This window comes from Nonomuraea sp. NPDC005692 (assembly GCF_040631115.1).
Lineage (GTDB): Bacteria > Actinomycetota > Actinomycetes > Streptosporangiales > Streptosporangiaceae > Nonomuraea.
This window is the reverse complement of sequence record NZ_JBEXYU010000041.1, coordinates 15,234-36,578: the sequence shown is the minus strand read 5'-3', so window position 1 is coordinate 36,578 and position 21,345 is coordinate 15,234. Positions and strand designations below refer to the sequence as shown.

Here is a 21,345-nt window from a genome sequence, read left to right as displayed (position 1 = left end):
GCGTGGAGCGTCGTCCTGGTGTGCCCAGACTTCTCCGGGAGATCAACGATCGGGCCGCACTGGAGCTGTTGCTGGCCACCGGCCCCATGACGAGGGGGCAGATCGGCGACCTGACCGGTCTGTCCAAGGTCACCGCCTCCCAGACGCTCGCGCGGCTGGAGGAGCGCGGCCTGGTCGAGGTGGTGGGCGCGCAGGCGGGCGGCAGAGGGCCGAACGCGGCGCTCTACTCGGTCATCCCCTCCAGCGCGTACGTGGCCGGTCTGGAGGTCGGGCCCGAGCTCATCTCCACCGCCGTCGCCGACATCCACGGCCGCACGATCGCCGAGGTCACCGTCGATCCCGGCGGCCACGACGACCCGGTGGCCGCCGTGCACGGCGCGATCGTCAAGGCGTGCCGCAGCGCCAAGGTCAGCCTGGCCAAGCTGCGCGGCGTGGTGATCGGCACCCCGGGCGTGGTCGATCCGCGCAGCGGCGACGTGCGCTTCTCCTTCGACCTGCCGGGCTGGCACGAGGGCATCCACGAGGCGCTCGCCGGCGACCTGCGGCGCGAGGTGACGATCGAGAACGACGTGAACCTGGCCGCCATCGCCGAGTACGCCGACGGCGCAGCCAAGGGCGTCGACGACTTCGTGCTGGTGTGGGCGAGCCGGGGCCTCGGCATGGCGGTCATGCTGGGCGGCAAGCTCCACCGGGGGCGTTCGGGCAGCGCGGGGGAGATCGGCTACCTGCCGGTGCCCGGCGTGCCGCTGCCGGAGGACATCCGCACCAAGCCGGGCCGGCTGCCGTCGCTGGCGGGCGGCCTGCAGTCGCTGGTGAGCGCCGAGGCGGTGGCCGAGCTGGCCCGTGGCTACGGTTTCGCGGCCGAGAGCGCCGGCGAGTGCGTCGAGGTCGCGGTGGCGGCCGGGTCCCGCGGTGAGCCGATGCTCGACGAGATCGCCCACCGGCTGGCGCTGGGCGTGGCGGCGGTCTGCGTGATCCTCGACCCGGGGCTGGTCGTGCTGGCCGGGGAGGTGGGCCACGCCGGGGGATCCGCGCTGACCTCCAGGGTGGAGGAGGCCGTGGCGCGGATCTGCCCGGTGCGGCCGCAGGTGGTCACCACGGCGGTCGCCCACGCCAACCCGGTGTTGCGCGGCGCGGTGCTGGCCGCCCTGGACCAGGCGCGCGAGGAGCTCCTCGCGCCCTGATCCGGCGGGCCGTGGCCGCCCGTCTCAGGCGGTGATCAGTTCCACGGCGGCCTGGGCGTTGGCCCTGGCCGCCCCGTACGTGGCGATGTAGGCGGCGCTGTCGGGCCGCCAGACGGGCAGGCCCATCTCGATCACCGTCGTGTCCTGGCGGGCCGCCACCAGAGCGGAGACCAGTTCCTGGCTCGCCTGGTAGCGGTGGGCGTCCTTCACCACGATGACCAGCGACCGGTTCGCGGCCTTGGCCAGCAGGGCGGGGACGTCGGCGGCCGCGGGCTCGACGCGGACGATCTCGGCGTCCGGCAGCCACGGGCCCACACCCCATGGCACGTTCCCCACGGCGATCGTGGGCGGGGTGTCCACCTCGATCACCAGGGGTTCCACCAGGGGTTCCGTCTCGCCGGTCAGCTGCACGGCGCGGCGGGCGGCGTGCAGGCCGACCCCGTTCTGCTCGGCCGCGATCACTTCGGGCGTGCCGAACCAGGCCCGCAGCGCGCCCACGCGGTCGGCCGCCTCCTCCAGCCTGGCGGCCGGCAGGCGGCCCTCGGTCACCGCGGCCACGATCTCCCCGATGACCCGCTGGACGTCGTCCTCGCCGGGGATCGGGCCGAGGCAGATCAGGTCCGCCCCGGCCGCGAGCGTGAGCACGGCGCCGTTGGCCAGGCCGACGCTCTTGGTGATCGCGTGCATGTCCAGCGCGTCCGTGATCACCACGCCGTCGTAGCCGAGCTCGCCCCTGAGGAGCCCGGTCAGAGCGGCGGGTGACAGGGTGGCCGGAGTGTCCCCGGTCACCACCGGAACCGCCACGTGGGCGGTCATCACGGTCTTGGCGCCGGCCTCGATGGCCGCCCGGAACGGCGCGAGCTCGCGGGCGCGCAGCACGTCCAGGCCGACGTCCACGACGGGCACGGCCAGGTGGGAGTCCACCCGGGTGGCGCCGTGGCCGGGGAAGTGCTTGACGCAGGCGGCCACGTTCACCGACTGCAGCCCGTTGACCGCCGCGACCGTGTGCCTGGCCACCAGCGCCGGGTCGGCGCCGAAGGACCTGGTCCCGATCACCGGGTTGTCGACCTCGGTGTTGACGTCCGCGCTCGGCGCGAGGTCCAGGTTGATGCCGCACGCGGCCAGCTCCGACCCGATCGCCGCGTAGACCCGGCAGGTCAGGTCCACGTCGTCGACCGCCCCCAGCGCCGCGTTCCCCGGGTACGGGCTGCCGACGTGGTAGGCCAGCCTGGTGACGTCCCCGCCCTCCTCGTCGAGCGAGATGACGGGCTCGGCCGAGGCGCGCAACGTCGTGGTGAGCGACCTGACCTGGTCGGGTCCGGCGACGTTGAACCCGAAGAGCGTCACGCCGCCCAGGCCGTTGTCCAGCTCACGCAGCACCCAGTCGGGCGCCGTGGTGCCCTGGAAGGCGACGAGCAGCGTGCCGGCCGCGAGGCGACGCAGCCCCCGATCACTCTGACTCATGGCTCCTCATCACTTGAATGACGGCACGATCGGGTACGGCCCGGACCAGTCCGAGCCGTACGAGGATCAGTGCCTGTTACCCCTTCACGGCCCCGGCGGTGAGACCGGCGACCATGCGGCGTTGTACCAGCAGGAAGAAGACGACCACCGGAAGGGTCATCAGGGTGGAACCGGCCATGATCGCGCCCCAGTCGACGCCCTTCTGGCCGAAGAAGTACTGCAGGGCGACCGGCATCGTGTAACCCTCGGAACCCGACATCAGGTAGAGGGCGAACACCAGATCGTTCCAGGCGGTGATGAACGAGAAGATGCTCGTGGCCACCAACCCCGGCGCGACCAGCGGGAACAGCACCTTCCAGAACGTGGTCAGGCGGCTCGCGCCGTCGATCCAGGCCGCCTCCTCCAGCGTCCGCGGCACCGCGGCCACGAACGTGCGCAACATCCAGATGCCGAACGGCAGCGTCAGCGCGACCTGGGTGATGATCAGCCCGAGGAGCTGGTCACCGAGGCCGACCCGCTTGACCATCATGTACAGCGGGATGAGCAGGCCCTCGGCCGGCAACATCTGCACGATCAGCAGGATGACCAGGAACGTGCCACGCCCCTTGAAGCGGAAGCGGGCGATGGCCGTGGCCGACAGCAGCGCGAAGACCGAGCCGATGAGCACGGTGCCGAGCGCCACGATCGCGCTGTTGCGCATGTAGAGCCAGATGGAGTTGTTCGCCACGCCCTCGGTCAGCACCCGCGCGAAGTGGTCGAAGGTGAAGTGCGTCGGGAACGGGATGAACTCCGTCGTGAAGATCTGGTCGTTCTCCTTGAAGCCGGTGGAGACCATCCAGTAGACGGGGAAGACCGCGTAGAGGAAGACCAGCACACCGGCCGTGTTCAGGAGGATCTTCCCGAGCTTCTTGCGGGCCAGCGCGTTCACATCTCCTCCTGCTTCACGATCTGCCGGACGTACGCGACGGTGATGATGAGCAGGATGATCGTCAGCACGATGGAGATCGCCGCGCCCGTGCCCAGCTTCTGCGGGGGCTTGAACGCCTCCGCGACCGCGTACATCGACAGGTTGAAACCGTCGCGGTTGGTCGGGCCGTTCATCAGCACGTAGAGCTGGCTGAAGACCTTGAAGTCCCAGATGATCGACAGGATCGTCAGGACGGCGAAGACCGGCTTGAGCAGCGGCAGGGTGATCTTCCTGAACGTCCGCCACGCCCCCGAGCCGTCGACCTTGGCCGCCTCGTACAGCTCGGACGGGATGCCCTTGAGACCCGCCAGCACCGAGACCGCGATGAACGGGAACCCGGCCCACACCACGCACACGATCAGCGCGACGTAGAGCGGGAAGGTGTCGTTGAGCCAGGGGGTGCCCGTCCAGTCCTGCTGGCCGGCGGGCGGCGCGGCCAGCCAGTCGGGCAGCAGGTTGAGCAGCCAGTTCACGATGCCGGACTCGGCGTCGAAGAGCGAGCGCCAGATGACGCCCTGCGCGACCGGCGGCACGGCCCAGGCGAACATGCACCCGATGACCACGAACAGGGACATCTTCTTGCCGAGCTTGTTCAGCAGCACGCCGACCGCGGTGCCCACGATCAGGGTGAGGCTGACGGCGACGAAGGCGAACACCACGGTGTTGCGCAGAGCCGACCAGAAGATGTCGTTGGAGAGGACCTTGTTGAAGTTGTCCAGGCCCACCCATTCGGCCGGCTTGCTCCCCCTGATCTGCGCGAGCCCGACCTTCTGAAAGGCCATCACGCCGAGCTGGAACATCGGGTAGAGCAGCAGACCCGCGATGACCAGCAGACCGGGGATGAGCAGCACGTACGGGATGCTCCATGTGGGCATCCCGGTGGCCTTGACGGGCCCGCCGCCCTTCTTACGGCGGCGCCCCGGGGCGGGGGACGAGCCCCTGCCCCGGGTGACCGTAGTCGTGTTCGCCATCGTTACTGGTTCAGGATCTCTTCGAGTTCCTTGTTGGCGTCAGCGAGAGCCGTGGTGGTGTCCTTCTTGCCCTCGATGACGGCGCGCGCCGCGTTCTGCAGCACGGCCTTGGTGGCGTCGGCCTCGGCCCAGTTCGGGTCGGCCGGGAACGCCTTGGCCTTGGCGAAGGCCTGAGCGAACGGGCCCTGGGCCGGGTCCTCGTTCAGCGCCGCCAGGGTGTCGGGGTAGACCGGCAGCAGGCCGCCTTCCTTGGCGTAGCGGTCGGCCCAGGTCTTGCTGGTGGCGAGCTTGATGTACTCCTTGCCGAGGTCGGCCTCCTTGGTGCCGCCCCACAGCGCGATGTCGTTGCCGCCGAAGAAGGACGGAGCCAGGCCGCCGGTCTTGGCGGGCAGCGGGAAGAAGCCGAGCTTGTCGCCCTTCAGCTTGCCCTTCGAGTCCTCCTCGATGCCGGGCAGGTCCCAGCCGGCGGTGAGGTACATCGCCACCTTGTTGTTGGCGAAGCGCTTGCGGATGTCGACGGTGTTCAGCGTCAGGTTCGCCTTGCCGGACAGGCCGCCGGTGACCAGACCGGTGTAGGTCTCGAAGCCCTTCTGGAAGCCGGGGTCGGTCAGCTTGCCGACCCACTTGTCGCCCTCCTTGACGGCGAACTCGCCGCCCTCGGACCAGGCGAACGCGGCCAGCAGGTGGTTGGCGTCGGAGCCGCCGTTGAAGGCGAAGCCGTCGACGCCGGCGCCCTTCTCCTTCTGGATCTTCTTGGCCGCGGCGACGAGCTCGTCCCAGGTCTTGGGAACCTCGATCTTCAGGTCGGCGAACCAGTCCTTGCGGTAGAGCACCGCGCGGGCGCCGGCGCCCCACGGGATGCCGTAGATCTCGCCGTCGACCGTCTCGTAGCCGTAGAGGTTCTCGGGGATCTGGGCCCGGTCGCCCTCACGCGCGATGTCGGTGATGGCGGTGAGCGCGTCCTGGCTCTGCCACATCGGGACCTGGTCGTTGCCGATCTCGGTCACGTCCGGGCCGGTGCCGGTCGCGGCGGCGGCGAACTTGTCCGCCACCTGCGGCCACGGGATCCACTCAAGCTTGACCTCGGCGCCGGTCTGCGTCTTGAACTCGGCGTTGAGCTCTTCCATGTACTTGGCGGCGGCAGGGTTGCTGTCGCCCAGACGCCACACGCTGAGCGTCTTGCCCGCGAACTTCGGGCCACTGGAAGCGGGGGCGGCCGCGCTGGACGACGGCTTCGGCTCCTCGCTTGACCCACAGGCGGCCAGGCCCAGGGCCAGGGCGGCCGTGGTGACCGTAGTGGCTGTGATCTTCGCGATCCTCACAGGGTTCTCCCTTCCCGGGTGCTGGCCTACGGTCCGCACCAGGCTGATCGTCAAATGCCGAACGACGCTGTTAAACTAACAAGAAACTTTCTTAAAAGAAACGCTCGTTAGCCATTCGTGACGAGAGGGGTGCGGTAATGAGTCGAAGCCCGGGGATCCCCCGGCTGCTGCGCAGGTTGAACGACCGCTCGGCACTTGAACTCCTCCTCGCGGACGGTCCGCTGACCCGCGCCGAACTGGGGGAGCGAACGGGGCTATCCAAGGTAACCGCAGGTCAGCTGCTTGCTCGCCTCGAAGAGCGGGGGCTGGTGGAGGTCGCGGGCGAGCGTGCCGGCGGCCGGGGGCCGCACGCCGCCCTGTACGCCGTGGTTCCGTCGAGCGCGTACGTCGCCGGGCTGGAGGTGCTGCCCGACAGCCTCACTGTCGGTGTGGCGGACATCACAGGTAAAATCGTGGTCGAGGTGACGGTCAACCCGTCCGACGCCCGCGACCCGGTCAAGGCGGTCCACTCGGCCGTGCAGCGGGCCTGCGCCACGGCCAGCGTCGAGCTCTCCCAGCTCCGCTCCTTCGTCATCGGCACCCGGGGCGTCGTCGATCCCCGCAGCGGCGACGTGCGCTGGTCCTACGACCTGCCCGACTGGCACGTCGGCGTGCTGGCCAGCCTGCGCCAGACCCTCGGGGTCTCGGTGACGATAGAGAACGACGTCAACCTGGTCGCCCTGGCCGAGAGCCGCTACGGCGCCGCCGTCGGCTACGACGACTTCGTGGTCATCTGGGCCGGCGTCGGCCAGGGCCTCGGCGTCATGCTCGGCGGCCGGCTGCACCGCGGCATCACCGGCGGCGCGGGCGAGATCGGCTGGTTGCCGGTGCCGGGCGAGCCGCTGCCGGCCGACGTCTCGCAGCCGCAGTCGGGCTCGTTCCAGCGCCTGGTGGGCCACGACGCCCTGCGCGGCCTGGCCGGCGAGCACGGCGTGATCGGCTACACCGTGCCCGACCTGGTCCGCAACGGCGACGAGGACTACCTGGACGAGGTGGCGGGCCGCCTGGCCGTGGGCGCGGCGGCCGTGGCCGTCGTGCTGGACCCCGGGCTGATCGTGCTCAGCGGCGACGTCGGCCGGGCCGGCGGCGAGCGGCTGGCCGCCAAGGTGGAGGAGGCCGTGGCCCGCGTGTGCCCGAGCCAGCCGACCGTGGTGACCACCAAGGTGACCGGCAACGCGGTGCTGCGCGGGGCCATGGTCGCGGCCCTGGAGCAGGCCCGGGAGCAGGTTTTCTCCGACACTGTGTGAGAATTTCTGCCCATGTGGCAGCTCGACACCGACGTAGTCCTCATCTCCGATCCGCGCGTCTCGGCGATCCCCGTCCGGGAGTGCGGTGAGCCGCTGGCCGACGTACGCGGGCGGTTGCGGGTCGACACGCGGATGGCCGACGACGACGGCGCGTACGCGCACCTGCGCGCGGGGCTGCTCGACCGGCTGGAGCAGGCCGAGAGCTCGTTGCCCGACGGCTTCCACCTGCTGATCGTCGAGGGATACCGGCCCATCGCCACCCAGCGGCGCATCTTCGAGGGTTACCGCGCCGAACTCCTGACCACTTACCCCGATATGACGCCCGACGAGTCCTATATCGCGGCAAGTCGTTACGTGTCGCCCGTCGAGGTCGCCCCCCACACCGCCGGCGCCGCCGTCGACCTGACCCTGTGCGCCCCCGACGGGACCGAGTACGACATGGGCACCCAGGTCAACGACAACCCCGAGGAGAGCGGCGGCGCCTGCTACACGGCCGCCGCCGGCATCCCCGCCGAGGCCCGCGCCCACCGCAAGATCCTGGCCGCCGCCCTGGAGCCCGTGGGCCTGGTCAACTACCCGACCGAGTGGTGGCACTGGTCGTACGGCGACCGCTACTGGGCCATGTCCACCGGCGCCGCCGCCGCCCTGTACGGTCCTGCCCCCTTCTAGCCAGGTTTTCCCCCGGCAGCGGTACGGGCACAACCTGTGGCGGAGGCTCTTCGGACTCCCCAGCGAGGTGTGCATGGTTCCGTTGATCGGGATCGAAGAGGAATACCTCGTCGTCGATCCCCGCACCCGCCACGTGTCCCCCCGGGCGGCCGAAGTCCTGGCCGCCGCGACGGACATGCTCGACGTGGCCCACGAGATCACCCGTTTCCAGGTGGAGGCCCGTACGCCGCCCTCCGCCGACCTCAGTGAGCTGGGCTCCCAGCTACGGGCAGCACGGAAGGAGGTGGCCGAGGCGGCCCGGTCGTGCGGCCTGGCGGTCGTGGCCAGCGGCATCCCGGTGCTCGGCAACGTCATGCCGCCGCCGCTCACCGACGACCACCGCTATCAGCAGGGCAAGGAGCTCTACCGGGCGTTGCAGGACGAGATCAGCATCTGCGCGCTGCACGTGCACGTCGACGTACCGGACGAGGAGATCGCCGTCTACGTCGGCAACCATCTCAGACCCTGGCTGCCGACGCTGATCGCGCTGGCCGCCAACTCGCCGTTCTTCGTGGGCCGCGACACCGGCTACGCGTCCTGGCGGGTGATCAGCTGGGGGCGGTGGCCGGTGTCCGGGGCGCCGCCGTTCTTCCCGACGTTCGGCGACTACGAGCTGGCGCTGCGGGCGCTGTCGGAGTCGGGCGCGCTGATGGACCCCAAGACGGTCTTCTGGGACACCCGTCCGTCGCCGAGGCTGCCGACGGTCGAGATCAGGGTGGCCGACGTGCCGCTCGACGTGAGCGACAGCCTGACGATCATCGGCCTGATCCGGGCCCTGGTCGTGACCGCGTTGCGGGAGGTGGCGCGCGGCGACCGCGGGCTGCCGATCCCGTCGGAGGTGCTGCGGGCCGCCTACTGGCGGGCGGCCCGGGACGGCCTGGTCGGCGACAGCCTCGACGTGCGGCACGGAACGCTCGTGCCCGCCACGGTGATGGCCCGCCGCCTGTTCGGCCACGTGAGCGCCGCGCTGGCCGAGGCCGGCGACCTGACCTTCATCGAAGAGGGTCTGGAACGGCTGCTGAGCAAGGGCTCCGGGGCGGTGCGCCAGCGGCGCGTGCACGCCCGGGGCAACGACCTGACCGACGTGGTGGACGATCTGATCGAGGCCACCGTCGCCTGACCCGCCCGTTCAACGCAGCTACAGCGCAGTTTCAACGCAGCGCGAGCACCGCCGCAACGCCGAGGCCGAAGGTCACGACGACGCCGCGCAGCACGTTCGGCGGCATGAGCCGGGCCACGCGGGTGCCGAGGAAGCCACCCGCCAGGCTGGCCGGCGCCACCACCGCCACGGCCTGCCACTCCACCGGGCCGAACAGCGCGAACGCCACCACCGACACCGTGCTGACGACCAGCGACAACGCGGCCCGTACGGCGTTGACCCGGTGCAGGTCGTCGTGCAGGAACATGCCGAGCACGGCCAGCAGCAGCACGCCCATCCCGCCGTTGAAGTAGGCGCCGTAGCAGCCGCCCAGGAACACCCCGGCGTACACCAGCCTGCTCGGAGGCTGCCCGGCCGCGCCGCCGAAGCGGTCCTTGAGCCACGGCTGGGCCAGCAGCGCGAGGCTGGCGAAGGTCACCAGCCACGGCACCAGCGAGTCGAACAGCCGGCCCGGCGTGAGCAGCAGCAGCGAACAGCCCGCCACGGCGCCCGCCACGGTGGCGGCCGACAGCGCCGTCACCCTGCGCCGCTGCCCGCGCAGCTCGGCACGGTAGCCGACGACACCGCCCAGGTAGCCGGGCCACAGAGCCACCGCATTGGTCACCGACGCCGTGACGCCCGGGTAGCCGAACGCCACCAGCGCCGGGAAGGAGATCAGCGTGCCGCCCCCGGCCAGAGCGTTGACCACCCCCGCCAGCACCCCGGCCCCGCCCAGAAACACAAGCTCACCAACCGTCACCACCCCACCCCCAATCGGGACGCGCGATCGGTGGTGGTTCTCGCCTCCGGTCGGCGGGTGTGGGGCGGTGGTGGGGGTGTCCCTGCCTCTGGTCGGGGCGTGCGGTCGGTGGTCGTCCTCGCCGTCAGCCGGGACGCGCGGTCGGTGGGTGTCGGTGGAGAGTGGGAGGCGAGGGCGTGGTTGGTCATCGGCCTGCTGCGTAGCCCTGGGCGCCGCGGGGGTTGGCGGCGGCCCGCAGGAAGGCGCCGTCGCGGGCCACCGCGCTCAGCCTGCCGAGCGACCACGGACCCTCGACCTCGACCTCGTGCCCCCGCCGCCGCAGCTCGGCCATCACCCCCGGGTCGAGCCGCTCCTCGACGTGCAACACCCCGGGACGCGAGCCACGCGGGAAGAACGAGCTGGGAAAGTGCGCGGAGTGGAACATGGGCGCCTCGATCGCCTCCTGGAGGTTCAGCCGCCCGTGCACGACGGCCAGGAAGAAGTTGACGCTCCACTGGTCCTGCTGGTCGCCGCCCGGGGTGCCGAACGCCAGCCACGGCCTCCCGTCCTGGGTGGCGAACGACGGCGAGAGCGTGGTGCGCGGGCGCGCGCCGGGCCGCAGCGAGGCGGGCAGCCCCTCCTGCAGCCAGAACATCTGCGCCCTGGTGCCCAGGCAGAAACCCAGCTCGGGGATCGTGGGGGAGCTCTGCAACCAGCCGCCGCTGGGCGTGGCCGAGACCATGTTCCCGAACCGGTCCACGACGTCCACGTGACAGGTGTCGCCCCGCACCGCGCCGTCCGGCGTCACCGTCTGCTCGCCGGCGCCGGTCATAGTGCGCGGGCGGCCGGTCGGCGGTGCGTCGTGGCGGGCGACCGTCGGCTCGCCGATCCCCGGACGAACGGGCGCGGAGGTCGCGGGGGAGACGGCCGCCGTGCCGGGCGGGAGGACCGGCAGCCGCGGCTCCCGGCCGCCGGGCGCGCCCGGCCGCAGTTCCAGGCTGGCCTCGGCCCCGATCAGCCGCCACCGCTCTTCGTTGTACGCCGTGCTCAGCAGGTCGGTCATGGGCACGTCCGTGTCGCCGTACCAGGCTTCGCGGTCGGCGAAGGCGAGCTTGGCCGCCTCGGTCACCAGGTGCACGTAGTCGGCGCCCAGGAAGTCGACGGCGTCGAGGTCGAACCCGGACAGCAGGGCGAGCTGCTGCAGGAAGACCGGTCCCTGCCCCCAAGGTCCCGTCTTGTACACGGTGTGCCCGCGGTAGTCGAAGCTCACCGGCTCCTCGACCGTGGCGGACCAGCGGGCGAGGTCGTCCCCGGTGAGCAGGCCGCCGTGGACCTCGCCCGAGCTGTCCCGCCAGGCGGTGCCGGTGCTGAAACCGGCGACGGCCTCGGCGACGAAACCCTCGTACCAGGCATGTCTGGCGGCGGCGAGCTGACCTTCGCGGGTGGCCGACGCGGCCTCGGCCTCGGCGACCAGCCTGCGGTAGGTCGCCGCGAGCACCGGGTTGGCCAGTTTCGAACCGGGCGCCGGGACCTGGCCGTCCGGCAGCCAGGTGGCCGCCGACGTGGGCCAGTCGCGTCTGAACAGCTCCTCGACCGTCCCGATCGTGGCGGCGATCCGGTCGAGCACCGGCACGCCATGCTCGGCGTAGTGGATCGCCGGGGCCAGCACCTCGGCCAGCGACCAGGTGCCCCAGCGCTCCAGCAGCAGCATCCAGCCGCCGAACGCGCCCGGCACCGTCGCCGCCAGTAGACCCGTGCCGGGGACGACGTCCAGCCCCATCGCGGCGAAGCGCTCGACGGTCGCGGCGGCGGGGGCCACGCCCTGGCCGCACACCGCCGACACCTTCTGCTCCTCCTCGCTCCACAGCAGGATCGGCACCTCGCCGCCGGGGCCGTTCAGGTGCGGTTCGGCGACCTGGAGCACGAACCCGGCGGTCACCGCCGCGTCGAAGGCGTTGCCGCCGCGCTCCAGCACGCCCATCCCGGCCGCCGAAGCCAGCCAGTGGGTGCTGGCGACCATGCCGAAGTCGCCCGTCAGCTCGGGCCTGGTGGTGAACAACGGTCTCTCCTCCGGGGGACGGTTCAGGAGACTGTATACAATCCCCGCATCTCACCCCCGCCGCGGGGTGCCGGTTGCCGCCTGTGCGTCCGGGTTGTCCGCGTCGTTCGGGTGGTCGGTGTCGTTCCGGTTGTCTGCGCCGTTCGGGTGGTCCGCGTCGTCCGGGTGGTTCGCCGTACGGGTCACGGCCGCGAGGAACGACCGGCGGGCGGCGGCGACGTGCGCGACCGCCCTGGCCTGGGCCTCGTCCTCGTCGCCCGCCGCGATGGCCTCGCACAGGCTCAGGTGCTCCGTCCAGGAGTGCGGCCCTCGGGCGGCGGCGGTCTGGCTGAAGACCCACTGCGCCCGCAGCACCATGGGCCTCATCATCAGACTGAGGTAGGAGTTGCCCGCCGCCTCGCCCACAGCCAGGTGGAAGGCGGTGTTGAGCTCGGCCACCTCCGCCGGTCGTCCGGCGTCCACGGCCTCCCTGGCCGCGTCGAGCACCCGGCGCAGCCGCGCGACGGCCTCGGGCCCGCGTTTGCGCGCCGCCAGCCGGGCGGCCAGGCCCTCGACCGCCATGCGCACGTCGAAGAGCTCCTCGCCCTCCTCGGCCGTCAGCCGCGCGACCCTCGCGCCGACCCGCGGGACCACCTCGACGAACCCCTCGGCCGCCAGCACCCGGATGGACTCGCGCACGGGGTTGCGCGACACGCCGAGCAGCGCAGCCAGCCGATCCTCGACCAGCCGTTCCCCCTGGGCCAGCTCGCCGGACAGTATGCGACGACGCAACTCCTCGGTGACCTCGCCCAGCAGCGTCGTACGGGCGGCGCCCCGCATCACATCAGCCATATGGCCGCCCATCGTATACAGATCCGTGGACAGCCGATCAATCACCGCCGACTGGTCAGGCGCGTAGGCGCAGGCCCCGCGGGGTCGGATGGAACCCGGCCGCCTCCAGGGCAGCCGCCAGCGGCGATTCCACGATGGACGCGCCGTCGGCCCGCTCCACCGTCAGCTTCCCGAGCGCCCCGTCGCGCACGGCCAGCGCCAGCGCGTCGACCGCCGGTTGCAGCCGCTCGTCGTCGGCGAACGACAACAACGTCTTGCCGCCCCGCTCCACGTAGAGGACGAGGTGGCCGTCCACGAGCACGACCAGCGCGCCCGCCTTCCTGCCCGGCTTGTGCCCGACGTCGCCGGGACGTTGCGGCCAGGGCAGCGCGGCACCGTACGGGCTGGCCGGGTCGGCCGCGGCCAGCACCACGGCCCGCCGCCCGGACGCTCCCCGGCCGCGCTGACCGAGCATCCCGGCCTCTCCGCCCTGGTCGAATCCGCCGCCACCGGGCCGCGAGCTCCGGCCGCCCTCTCCGCCGCTGCCGAACCCTCCGCTGCCGGACCCGCCACCGGGCCGGCCGGTCTCCCAGGCGGGGACCTCCGGCGGAGAGCCGAAGCCCTCGTCCGGCGCACCCCCGGTCGGTGCGACGCTCGGAGCCATGGCACGCATACGGTCGACCGCGCCCGCCAGCGCGAACTGCGCACCCCCCAGCCCTTCGACGAAGTACCCCCGGCGGCACCGCCCGCTCTCCTCATAGGCACGAAGCACCTGGTAGACGGGCGTGAACCCGCCGGGCAGCCGTTCGGAGGTCACCGCCCCGCGCGTCACCACGCCGTGCCGTTCGAGCAGCACCTCGGCCTGCGCGTGCGCCCGCTGCGTCGCGTCGTCGGCGGGACCGGGCAGCAGCCACCACCGCCCGGCCACGGTCGGCGGCCCGCTTCTCGACGGCAGCACGGCCCGGCGCCGCCGCGTCGTGGCGGGCCGGTGCGCGGGACGCCCGGTGCCCAGCGTGGCCCGCAGCGGCGCGAGCGTGTCGCCGGAGACCCGGCCCGACCACACCAGATCCCACAACGCGGAGACCAGTGTCGCGTCGTCGAGTGCTCCGCCCTGGGCCCCGAGCTGGTCGGAGATGCCCCGGAAGAACAGCGCGCCCCCGCCGCGCAGCAGGTCGAGCACGCGCTCGTGCAGCGGCGTCATCGTGATGTCGGCCGGCTCGGGCAGCAGCAGCGGCGCGGTGTCGGCGAAGTAGAGCGACACCCATCCGTCACCCCCGGGCAACGACCCCTGCCCCACCCACATCACCTCGCCCGACGAGGTCAGCTCGTCGAGCAGCGCCGGATGATAGCCGGGCACCCGCGAGGGCAGCACCAGCGTCTCCAGGGCCGACGCCGGCACCGCGGCCCCCTGCAACTGCTCGACGGACCGCACCAGCGCGTCCATGGCCCGGGCCGCCCCGGCACGCGAGCCGTCGGACGACGACGTGCCCGAACCGGTGATGCCGTGCCAGGCGGGCAGGAAGCGGGCCAGCGTCTCGGGCGCGACCGGCTCGACCTCCTTGCGCAGCCGGGCCAGCGACCTGCGGCGCAACATCCGCAGCACCCCGGCGTCGCACCACTCCTCGCCCCGGCCGCCCGGCCGGAACTCCCCGTTCACGACGCGCCCCGAGGCGGCCAGCCGGCGCAGCGCGTCGGTGACCACGGCCGCGCCCAGCCCGAACCTGGCGGCGGCGGTGCCGGCGTGGAAGGGGCCGCGGGTGCGGGCGTGCCGGGCCACCAGGTCGGCCAGCGGGTCGGGCACCGGTTCCAGGAACACGTGCGGCACCCCCACGGGCAGCGGCACGCCGAGCGCGTCGCGCAGCCGGGCGGCGTCCTCGACGGCCGCCCATTGCTCCTCGCCCGCGATGCGCACGCGGATGGCCCGGCGCGCGCGTTCGAGCTCCTCCAGCCAGGACGGGTCGCCGCCGCGCACGCTGACGTCGGGCGTCAGCAGCGGCCCGTGCGAACGCAGCAGGTCGGCCAGGTCTTCGGCGTCGCGCAGCGGCCGGTCGAGCCGGGCCAGCTCGCGTTCACTGCTCACGATCACGTCGGGGTCGAGCAGCTCGCGCAGGTCGGCCTGGCCGAGCAGCTCGGCCAGCAGCGTGGTGTCCAGCGCCAGGGCCTGCGCGCGGCGTTCGGCCAGCGGCGCGTCGCCCTCGTACATGAACGCGCCGACGTAGTGGAACAGCAGCGACGCGGCGAACGGCGAGGCCTGCGACGTCTCGACCTCCACCACCCGGATCCGGCGCGCCGCGATGTCGCGCATGAGCTGGACCAGCCCCGGCACGTCGAACACGTCCTGGAGGCACTCGCGCATCGTCTCCAGCACGATCGGGAACGAGGCGTACTGGGAGGCCACGCCCAGCAGATGGGCGGCCCGCTGGCGCTGCTGCCACAGCGGGCTGCGCCGGCCCGGCACGCGGCGCGGCAGCAGCAGCGCCCGCCCCGCGCACTCCCTGAACCGGGAGGCGAACATCGCCGACCCGCCCAGCTCCTCGGTGACGATCTGCTCGATCTCCTCGGCGTCGAACGCCGCCACGTCGGTGGGCGGCTCGGCCAGCGTGTCGGGGATGCGCAGCACGATGCCGTCGTCGGAGTGCACGGCCTGCACGTCGATGCCGTAACGCTCGCGCAGCCGCCGGTTGATCGCCAGCGCCCAGGGCGCGTGCACCCGCGCGCCGTAGGGGGAGTGGATCACCACCCGCCAGTCGCCCAGCTCGTCGTGGAAGCGCTCGACCAGCAGAGTACGGTCGTCGGGCACGTAGCCGGTGGCCTCGCGCTGCTCGTCGAGGTAGGCCAGCAGGTTGCCGGCGGCGAACTCGTCGAGCCCCGCCTCCCTGATGCGGTCGGTGGAACCCTGCTTGGCCTGCTCCCGCAGGAACTGCCCGATCGCCCGACCCAGCTCGGCGGGACGCCCGGCCGTGTCGCCGTGCCAGAACGGCAGCTTCCCCGGCTGGCCGGGAGCGGGCGAGACCAGCACCCGGTCGGCCGTGATGTCCTCGATCCGCCACGACGTCGCGCCCAGCACGAACACGTCGCCCACCCGCGACTCGTAGACCATCTCCTCGTCGAGCTCGCCCACCCGGGACGCCTTCTCGCCCACGAGGAACACGCCGAACAGGCCGCGGTCGGGGATCGTGCCGCCGTTGGTCACGGCCAGCCGCTGCGCGCCGGGCCGCCCCTGGAGGGTGCCGGTGACGCGGTCCCAGACGATGCGCGGCCGCAGCTCGGCGAACTCCTCGCTCGGGTAGCGGCCGGCCAGCATGTCGAGCGTCGCCTCCAGCGCGCTGCGCGGCAGGGTGGCGTAGGGGGCGGCCCGCTTGACCACGGTCTCCAGCTCGTCGACGGTCCACTCGTCGAGCGCGGTCATGGCCACGATCTGCTGGGCCAGCACGTCGAGCGGGTTACGCGGGTAGCGCAACTCCTCGATCTGCCCGCCGCGCATGCGCTCGGCCACCACGGCCGTCTGGACGAGGTCGCCCCGGTACTTGGGGAAGATCACGCCTCGGGAGACCGCGCCCACCTGGTGGCCGGCCCGGCCGATGCGCTGCAGCCCGCTGGCCACGCTCGGCGGGGCCTCCACGCACGCCACCAGGTCGACCGCGCCCATGTCGATGCCCAGTTCCAGGCTGGAGGTGGCGACCACGGCGGGCAGCCGCCCCGACTTGAGCGCCTCCTCGATCTGGGCCCGCTCCTCCTTCGACACCGAGCCGTGGTGGGCCCGGACGATCTCCGTCACCACGCCCTTGCTCGCCCCCGCCTGCGCCATCGTCTCGGCGGGCATGCGCCTGGGCGGCGGCGGGGGCTCCCGGTCGTACGGCGGCGTCTCCTGGTCCTGTGGCGGTGTCTCCCAGATCGACAGGTCGATCGCCTCCGGCCCCTGCCGCCGCGTGTAGGCCAGCTCGTTGAGCCTGGTGCACAGCCGCTCGGCCAGGCGCCTGGAGTTGGCGAACACGATCGTCGAGCTGTGGGACTCGATCAGGTCGAACAGGCGGTCCTCCACATGGGGCCAGATCGACCGCCCGGACGACGGCTCGACCTGCTCCGGATCGGGCGCACCCGCCATCTCCGTCATCTCCGTCATGTCCTCGACCGGGACGATGACCTCGATCTCGATGCGCTTGTCGGACGGCGGCTGCACCACCGTCGCCGGACGCGTGCCGCCGAGGAAGGCCGCCACCTCGCTCACCGGCCGCACGGTCGCCGACAGCCCCACCCGCTGGGCCGGACGCTCCAGCAGCGCGTCGAGCCGCTCCAGGCTGAGCGCCAGATGGGCGCCGCGCTTGGTGGCCGCGACCGCGTGCACCTCGTCGACGATCACCGTCTCGACGTCGCGCAGCGCGTCGCGCGCCTGGCTGGTGAGCAGCAGGAACAGCGACTCGGGGGTGGTGATCAGGATGTCGGACGGCTTGGCGGCGAACCGCCTGCGCTCCTCGGCCGGGGTGTCGCCGGAGCGGATCGCCACCGAGATCTCCGGCACGGGCAGCCCGAGCCGGCGCGCCGTCTGCCTGAGCCCGGCCAGCGGCGCGCGCAGGTTGCGCTCGACGTCGACGGCCAGCGCCTTGAGCGGCGACACGTAGAGCACGCGGGTGCCCGGCTTGTGCCCCTTCGCCACACCCTCGCCCGGGGCCTGGTCGGCCGCCCGCGCCGCGAGCCGGTCGAGCGACCACAGGAACGCCGCCAGCGTCTTGCCCGACCCCGTGGGGGCGACGACCAGCGTGTTGTCGCCGCGCGCGATCGACTCCCACGCGCCCTCCTGGGCCGCCGTGGGCGCCTGGAAGGCGCCGGCGAACCATTGCCTGGTCACCTGGGTGAAGTGGTCTAGCGAGCTCACCAGCACATACTGCCTCGCGCCACCGACAGAAAACGCATTGGAGCGGCGCCGGGTGATTGAGCGGGGGTCAAGGCGGACATACAGCGACCGTGACCATTGATTATGCCGCCGTCGAGACCCGACGCGCACAGTTGCGACATCAGTACGCCTTACCGCACCGGCCGTCGAGCAGCGCCCGTGGCCTGCATCACGTGGCCATGTTGTCGTCCGACGTGGAGCGGACCATCAAGTTCTACCAGGAACTTCTGGAGTTCCCGCTGACGGAGATCATCGAGAACCGCGACTACAAGGGTTCGAGCCACTTCTTCTTCGACATCGGCAACGGCAACCTGCTCGCGTTCTTCGACTTCCCGGGGCTCGACCTCGGCCCGTACCAGGAGGTGCTCGGCGGGCTGCACCACGTGGCGATCTCCGTCGACCCCGCGACCTGGGAACGGCTGCGCGGCAAGCTGGAGATGGCCGGCGTGCCGCACCAGATCGAGAGCGGCGCCTCCATTTACTTCAAGGACCCCGACGGCGCCCGCCTGGAGCTGCTCGCCGACCATCTCGGTGAGATGTACGGTGCGCGAGTTCTATGACTGTTCGTCCCGGCTCAGCGCCGTGACGCCCTGCGCGTACGCGGCCTGCCCGCACGCGGCTCCTGCCTGATTCCCGCGTGCCGCTCCGATCGCTGTCCCTTCTCCTTCTGGACGGTCTGCCGCATCGCGAGTAACAGCCGGCGGCGCCGCGCCCTGTTGGCCTTGGTCCTGGCGGTCTTCGGGGGTGAAGACTTGGGGGTCTTTGGCATGCGGATGTCTTACCCACACCTGACGCGATTCCATACTTGGTCCATGCGCCTGACCGAGTTCTGGAGACGAATGAACGCCCATTTCGGCGAGACCTATGCCGAGTCGTGGGCCCGCGACTACGTGATCGCCCCGCTGGGCGGCCGTACCGTGATCCAGGCGCTGGCCGACGGCGAGAGCGCCAAGACCGTGTGGCGGGCCGTGTGCCAGGTGGAGGACGTCTCGTCCGGGCTACGCTGAGTCCAGCGTCCGGCGGAGGGCGTCCGCCGTGGCCTCCAGGTCGTCCGCGTTGCCCTGGCCGCCCGGCGACCACAACAACGTCCAGCCCCCGCTGGAGGGGGTGGCGAAGATGATCGTCTGGCGGCGCGTGCGCGGATGCCACACCCACAGCACCGGATCGTCGCCGCCGACCATGCGGCTGACCAGCCCCTGATGGGGCAGCAACTCGGCGAGCGCCTCCAGAAGGGTGCGCCGTTCCCCGGTGTAGCCACTCGCCACTTCGCCGCCTCCCAGCCGATCCCCTGCATGGGAGTCTCCCCAGCTCACGGCGTATGACAACACGTCGGCGGCAACACGCGCGGAAGATCGGGAGCGTCCTCGCCTCCCGTGTCCCACCTGCCACCCGCGCCCCGGTGCCCGCGCTCTCCGGGCCGTTGGGGAGAGCGTCAATGACGTCTCCCCGCGCGGCTCAGGTCCGCGTTCTGCGGGAGGGGCCGGAACCGCGTTCTCGGGGACGGGCCGGATCCGCGTTCTCCGGGACGGGCCAGATGGCGCTCGTCCGCGAGGGACAGGCGTTCGTCGGACCCGGACCCAGGCAACCGCCCATCCGGGCGCACCCCATCACATCCGTCCGCCGCGCCCGGTCCCACGGCCACGACCCCCCGGGCAGACCCCACGGCCAATCGGCCGGCAACCACCATGAACGCGAGCGGCGTCCGAGCACCGGCCTCGCCCTCCTCTGACACGCCGCATGCATCCCAGCAGCGTGTTCGTGATGTGATCGAACAGCCGTTCGGCTACGATGAACTTGCCGAAGCCGGCCACGCCTTCCCCGACCGTCTCAGAAAATGTCGGTGGCAGGCCGTAGCTTTCACTCGACTGATCGGACCACGACCCTCCAGAGGGAGCTCCCATGGCTATCAACGACCGCGAGAAGGCCCTCGAGACCGCGCTCGCTCAGATCGAGCGGCAGTTCGGCAAGGGCTCCGTCATGCGACTGGGCGACGACGCCCGAGCCCCCATCGAGGTGATCCCCACCGGGTCGATCTCCCTTGACGTGGCCCTCGGCATCGGCGGCCTCCCGCGTGGGCGAATCGTCGAGATCTACGGCCCCGAGTCCTCGGGCAAGACCACGATCGCCCTGCACGCGGTGGCCAACGCCCAGCGGGCCGGCGGCATCGCGGCGTTCATCGACGCCGAACACGCCCTTGACCCCGAATACGCCAAGAAGCTGGGCGTCGACACCGACGCCCTGCTGGTCTCCCAGCCCGACACCGGTGAGCAGGCGCTCGAGATCGCCGACATGTTGATCAGGTCCGGCGCGGTCGACATCATCGTCATCGACTCGGTGGCCGCCCTGGTGCCCAAGGCCGAGATCGAGGGCGAGATGGGCGACAGCCACGTCGGCCTCCAGGCCCGCCTCATGTCCCAGGCCCTGCGCAAGGTCGCCGGCGCGCTCAACAGCACCGGCACCACCGCGATCTTCATCAACCAGCTCCGCGAGAAGATCGGCGTCATGTTCGGCAGCCCCGAGACCACGACCGGTGGTAAGGCGCTCAAGTTCTACGCCTCCGTCCGCATGGACATCCGCCGCATCGAGACCCTGAAGGACGGCACGGAGGCGGTCGGCAACCGCACCCGGGTCAAGGTCGTCAAGAACAAGATGGCCCCGCCCTTCCGCGTCGCCGACTTCGACATCCTCTACGGCGTGGGCATCTCCCGCGAGGGCGGTCTCATCGACATGGGCGTCGAGCATGGCTTCGTCCGCAAGTCGGGCGCCTGGTACACGTACGAGGGCGACCAGCTGGGCCAGGGCAAGGAGAACGCCCGCAACTTCCTGAAGAACCACCCCGACATGGCCAACGAGATCGAGAAGAAGATCAAGGACAAGCTCGGGGTCGGTCCGAAGCTCGACACGCCCGCCGAGCCCGCCGCCGCCGTCCCGGCTCCCGCCGCCGCGCCCTCGGGCCGTGGCTCGAAGTCCACCCCCAAGCCGGGTGACGTCTGATCGGTCGGCGCATGAGTGACAGGGATCCGTCGCAGGCGCCCCGTTCCCATGACTGGGGCGCATGGCCCGACCTCCCCGCCTCGGGGGAGCGCAGAAAGCGCGGACCCCGCGGCCCCCGGGCCACCCCCTCCGACCCGACGACCACAGCCACCAGCTCCGAGCCGCCGACCTGGGCCACCCCGTCCGCTTCGGGGGCCCAGGCCACCCCGTCCGATTCGGTGACCGGGGCGACCGCTCCCGAGCCGGTGACCCGGGCTGCCGGCCGCCCGTCCTCGGGCAGGGGCTCACGTGGCGCCGACCTGGCCCGGTCGGCCGCTGACGGCTGGCCGTCGGTAGACGAATGGCACGAACAACGCGCCCGCCTCCGAGCCTCCACCTCCGAACCCTCCACCTCCGAACCCTCCACCTCCGAACCCTCCACCTCCGAAGACGACCGCCCCTCGACCGTCCACACCAGGGCGGATGACCCGGCTGCCCACGACGGGCTGGACGACGCGGCCGATCACGCTGGAGCCGATGGCGTGGAGGGCGCGGCCGTCCACGATCAGGCGGAAGACCCGGCCGTTCTCCATGAAGTGCGCGATGCGGCCGTTCCCCATGAAGTGGACGACGTGGCGGTTCGCGACGATACGGACAGCGTGGTGGAGGATGTGGTCGTCCATGCTCGGGTGGATGACGAGGGCACGTCGGGGTGGCGTACGGGCGGGCGGGCCAATGTCGCGCCCCCGGCGTGGGGCCCTGGCCGACAGATGGCCGCGCCGGCCTTCCACTGGCCGGGCGACCCCCGCCCCCAAGCCGACGAGGGAGGTAAG

Annotated in this window: 17 protein-coding genes; 7 read left to right on the top strand and 10 right to left on the bottom strand. The window is 71.9% G+C overall.

Annotated elements, in window-relative coordinates; translation table 11 throughout:
* Window positions 1-2 precede the first annotated feature (2 nt).
* The gene (locus tag ABZ459_RS46415; RefSeq protein ID WP_357985683.1) at window positions 3-1,184 is read left to right on the top strand and encodes an ROK family transcriptional regulator; all 1,182 of its coding nucleotides are present in this window, start codon (window positions 3-5) and stop codon (window positions 1,182-1,184) included.
* Between the two features lie 24 nt (window positions 1,185-1,208).
* Here the strand turns inward: ABZ459_RS46415 and ABZ459_RS46410 are convergent, their stop codons facing one another.
* From ABZ459_RS46410 to ABZ459_RS46395, 4 genes are all read right to left on the bottom strand, one after another.
* Window positions 1,209-2,648, bottom strand: a complete 1,440-nt coding sequence (locus tag ABZ459_RS46410) for a glycoside hydrolase family 3 protein (RefSeq protein WP_357985680.1) — start codon at window positions 2,646-2,648, stop codon at window positions 1,209-1,211.
* A gap of 76 nt (window positions 2,649-2,724) precedes the next feature.
* On the bottom strand, window positions 2,725-3,576 hold the full coding sequence (locus ABZ459_RS46405) for a carbohydrate ABC transporter permease (protein WP_352323156.1): 852 nt from the start codon (window positions 3,574-3,576) through the stop codon (window positions 2,725-2,727).
* Entirely contained in the window at window positions 3,573-4,586 is a 1,014-nt protein-coding gene (locus ABZ459_RS46400; protein WP_357985677.1) for a sugar ABC transporter permease, read from the bottom strand. The genes ABZ459_RS46405 and ABZ459_RS46400 overlap by 4 nt, the downstream gene beginning before the upstream one ends.
* A 2-nt stretch (window positions 4,587-4,588) precedes the next feature.
* On the bottom strand, window positions 4,589-5,908 hold the full coding sequence (locus tag ABZ459_RS46395) for an extracellular solute-binding protein (RefSeq protein ID WP_357985674.1): 1,320 nt from the start codon (window positions 5,906-5,908) through the stop codon (window positions 4,589-4,591).
* A 137-nt stretch (window positions 5,909-6,045) separates the two neighbouring features.
* Between ABZ459_RS46395 and ABZ459_RS46390 the strand changes: the two genes are divergently transcribed.
* The 3 genes from ABZ459_RS46390 (at window position 6,046) to ABZ459_RS46380 (ending at window position 9,022) form a co-directional block, all read left to right on the top strand.
* On the top strand, window positions 6,046-7,194 hold the full coding sequence (locus ABZ459_RS46390) for an ROK family transcriptional regulator (protein ID WP_357985671.1): 1,149 nt from the start codon (window positions 6,046-6,048) through the stop codon (window positions 7,192-7,194).
* A 12-nt stretch (window positions 7,195-7,206) separates the two neighbouring features.
* A complete protein-coding gene (locus tag ABZ459_RS46385; protein WP_357985668.1) occupies window positions 7,207-7,863 on the top strand; it encodes a M15 family metallopeptidase in 657 nt (218 codons plus the stop codon).
* Window positions 7,864-7,936: 73 nt separating this feature from the next.
* Window positions 7,937-9,022: a glutamate--cysteine ligase gene (locus tag ABZ459_RS46380; RefSeq protein ID WP_357985665.1), complete on the top strand. Its 1,086-nt coding sequence runs from the start codon at window positions 7,937-7,939 to the stop codon at window positions 9,020-9,022.
* A 31-nt stretch (window positions 9,023-9,053) separates the two neighbouring features.
* Here ABZ459_RS46380 and ABZ459_RS46375 read toward each other — a convergent pair whose 3' ends face one another.
* The 4 genes from ABZ459_RS46375 to ABZ459_RS46360 all read right to left on the bottom strand — a co-directional run bounded on the left by ABZ459_RS46375 (window position 9,054) and on the right by ABZ459_RS46360 (window position 17,521).
* Window positions 9,054-9,782, bottom strand: a complete 729-nt coding sequence (locus ABZ459_RS46375; RefSeq protein WP_357985662.1) for a sulfite exporter TauE/SafE family protein — start codon at window positions 9,780-9,782, stop codon at window positions 9,054-9,056.
* 202 nt (window positions 9,783-9,984) lie between these two features.
* The gene (locus ABZ459_RS46370; RefSeq protein WP_357985780.1) at window positions 9,985-11,799 is read right to left on the bottom strand and encodes a gamma-glutamyltransferase family protein; all 1,815 of its coding nucleotides are present in this window, start codon (window positions 11,797-11,799) and stop codon (window positions 9,985-9,987) included.
* Between the two features lie 90 nt (window positions 11,800-11,889).
* Complete coding sequence (locus ABZ459_RS46365) at window positions 11,890-12,669, bottom strand: GntR family transcriptional regulator (protein WP_357985659.1); 780 nt, start codon at window positions 12,667-12,669, stop codon at window positions 11,890-11,892.
* A gap of 55 nt (window positions 12,670-12,724) precedes the next feature.
* The gene (locus ABZ459_RS46360; protein WP_357985656.1) at window positions 12,725-17,521 is read right to left on the bottom strand and encodes an ATP-dependent helicase; all 4,797 of its coding nucleotides are present in this window, start codon (window positions 17,519-17,521) and stop codon (window positions 12,725-12,727) included.
* Between the two features lie 89 nt (window positions 17,522-17,610).
* Here ABZ459_RS46360 and ABZ459_RS46355 point away from each other — a divergent pair, with 89 nt between their 5' ends.
* Both ABZ459_RS46355 and ABZ459_RS46350 read left to right on the top strand, forming a co-directional pair.
* Window positions 17,611-18,099: a VOC family protein gene (locus tag ABZ459_RS46355; protein ID WP_357985653.1), complete on the top strand. Its 489-nt coding sequence runs from the start codon at window positions 17,611-17,613 to the stop codon at window positions 18,097-18,099.
* A gap of 252 nt (window positions 18,100-18,351) precedes the next feature.
* Window positions 18,352-18,546, top strand: coding sequence for a DUF3046 domain-containing protein (locus ABZ459_RS46350; protein ID WP_357985650.1), 195 nt, complete (start codon window positions 18,352-18,354; stop codon window positions 18,544-18,546).
* Here the strand turns inward: ABZ459_RS46350 and ABZ459_RS46345 are convergent.
* Entirely contained in the window at window positions 18,538-18,804 is a 267-nt protein-coding gene (locus tag ABZ459_RS46345; protein ID WP_357985647.1) for a hypothetical protein, read from the bottom strand. The two genes, ABZ459_RS46350 and ABZ459_RS46345, sit on opposite strands and share 9 nt — an antisense overlap.
* A gap of 634 nt (window positions 18,805-19,438) precedes the next feature.
* Here ABZ459_RS46345 and recA point away from each other — a divergent pair.
* On the top strand, window positions 19,439-20,533 hold the full coding sequence (recA, locus tag ABZ459_RS46340; RefSeq protein WP_357985644.1) for a recombinase RecA: 1,095 nt from the start codon (window positions 19,439-19,441) through the stop codon (window positions 20,531-20,533).
* A 284-nt stretch (window positions 20,534-20,817) separates the two neighbouring features.
* Here recA and ABZ459_RS46335 read toward each other — a convergent pair whose 3' ends face one another.
* Window positions 20,818-21,195 carry a hypothetical protein gene (locus ABZ459_RS46335; RefSeq protein WP_357985641.1) on the bottom strand — a complete coding sequence of 126 codons (378 nt, stop codon included), beginning with the start codon at window positions 21,193-21,195 and terminating at the stop codon, window positions 20,818-20,820.
* Between the last annotated feature and the right edge of the window lie 150 nt (window positions 21,196-21,345).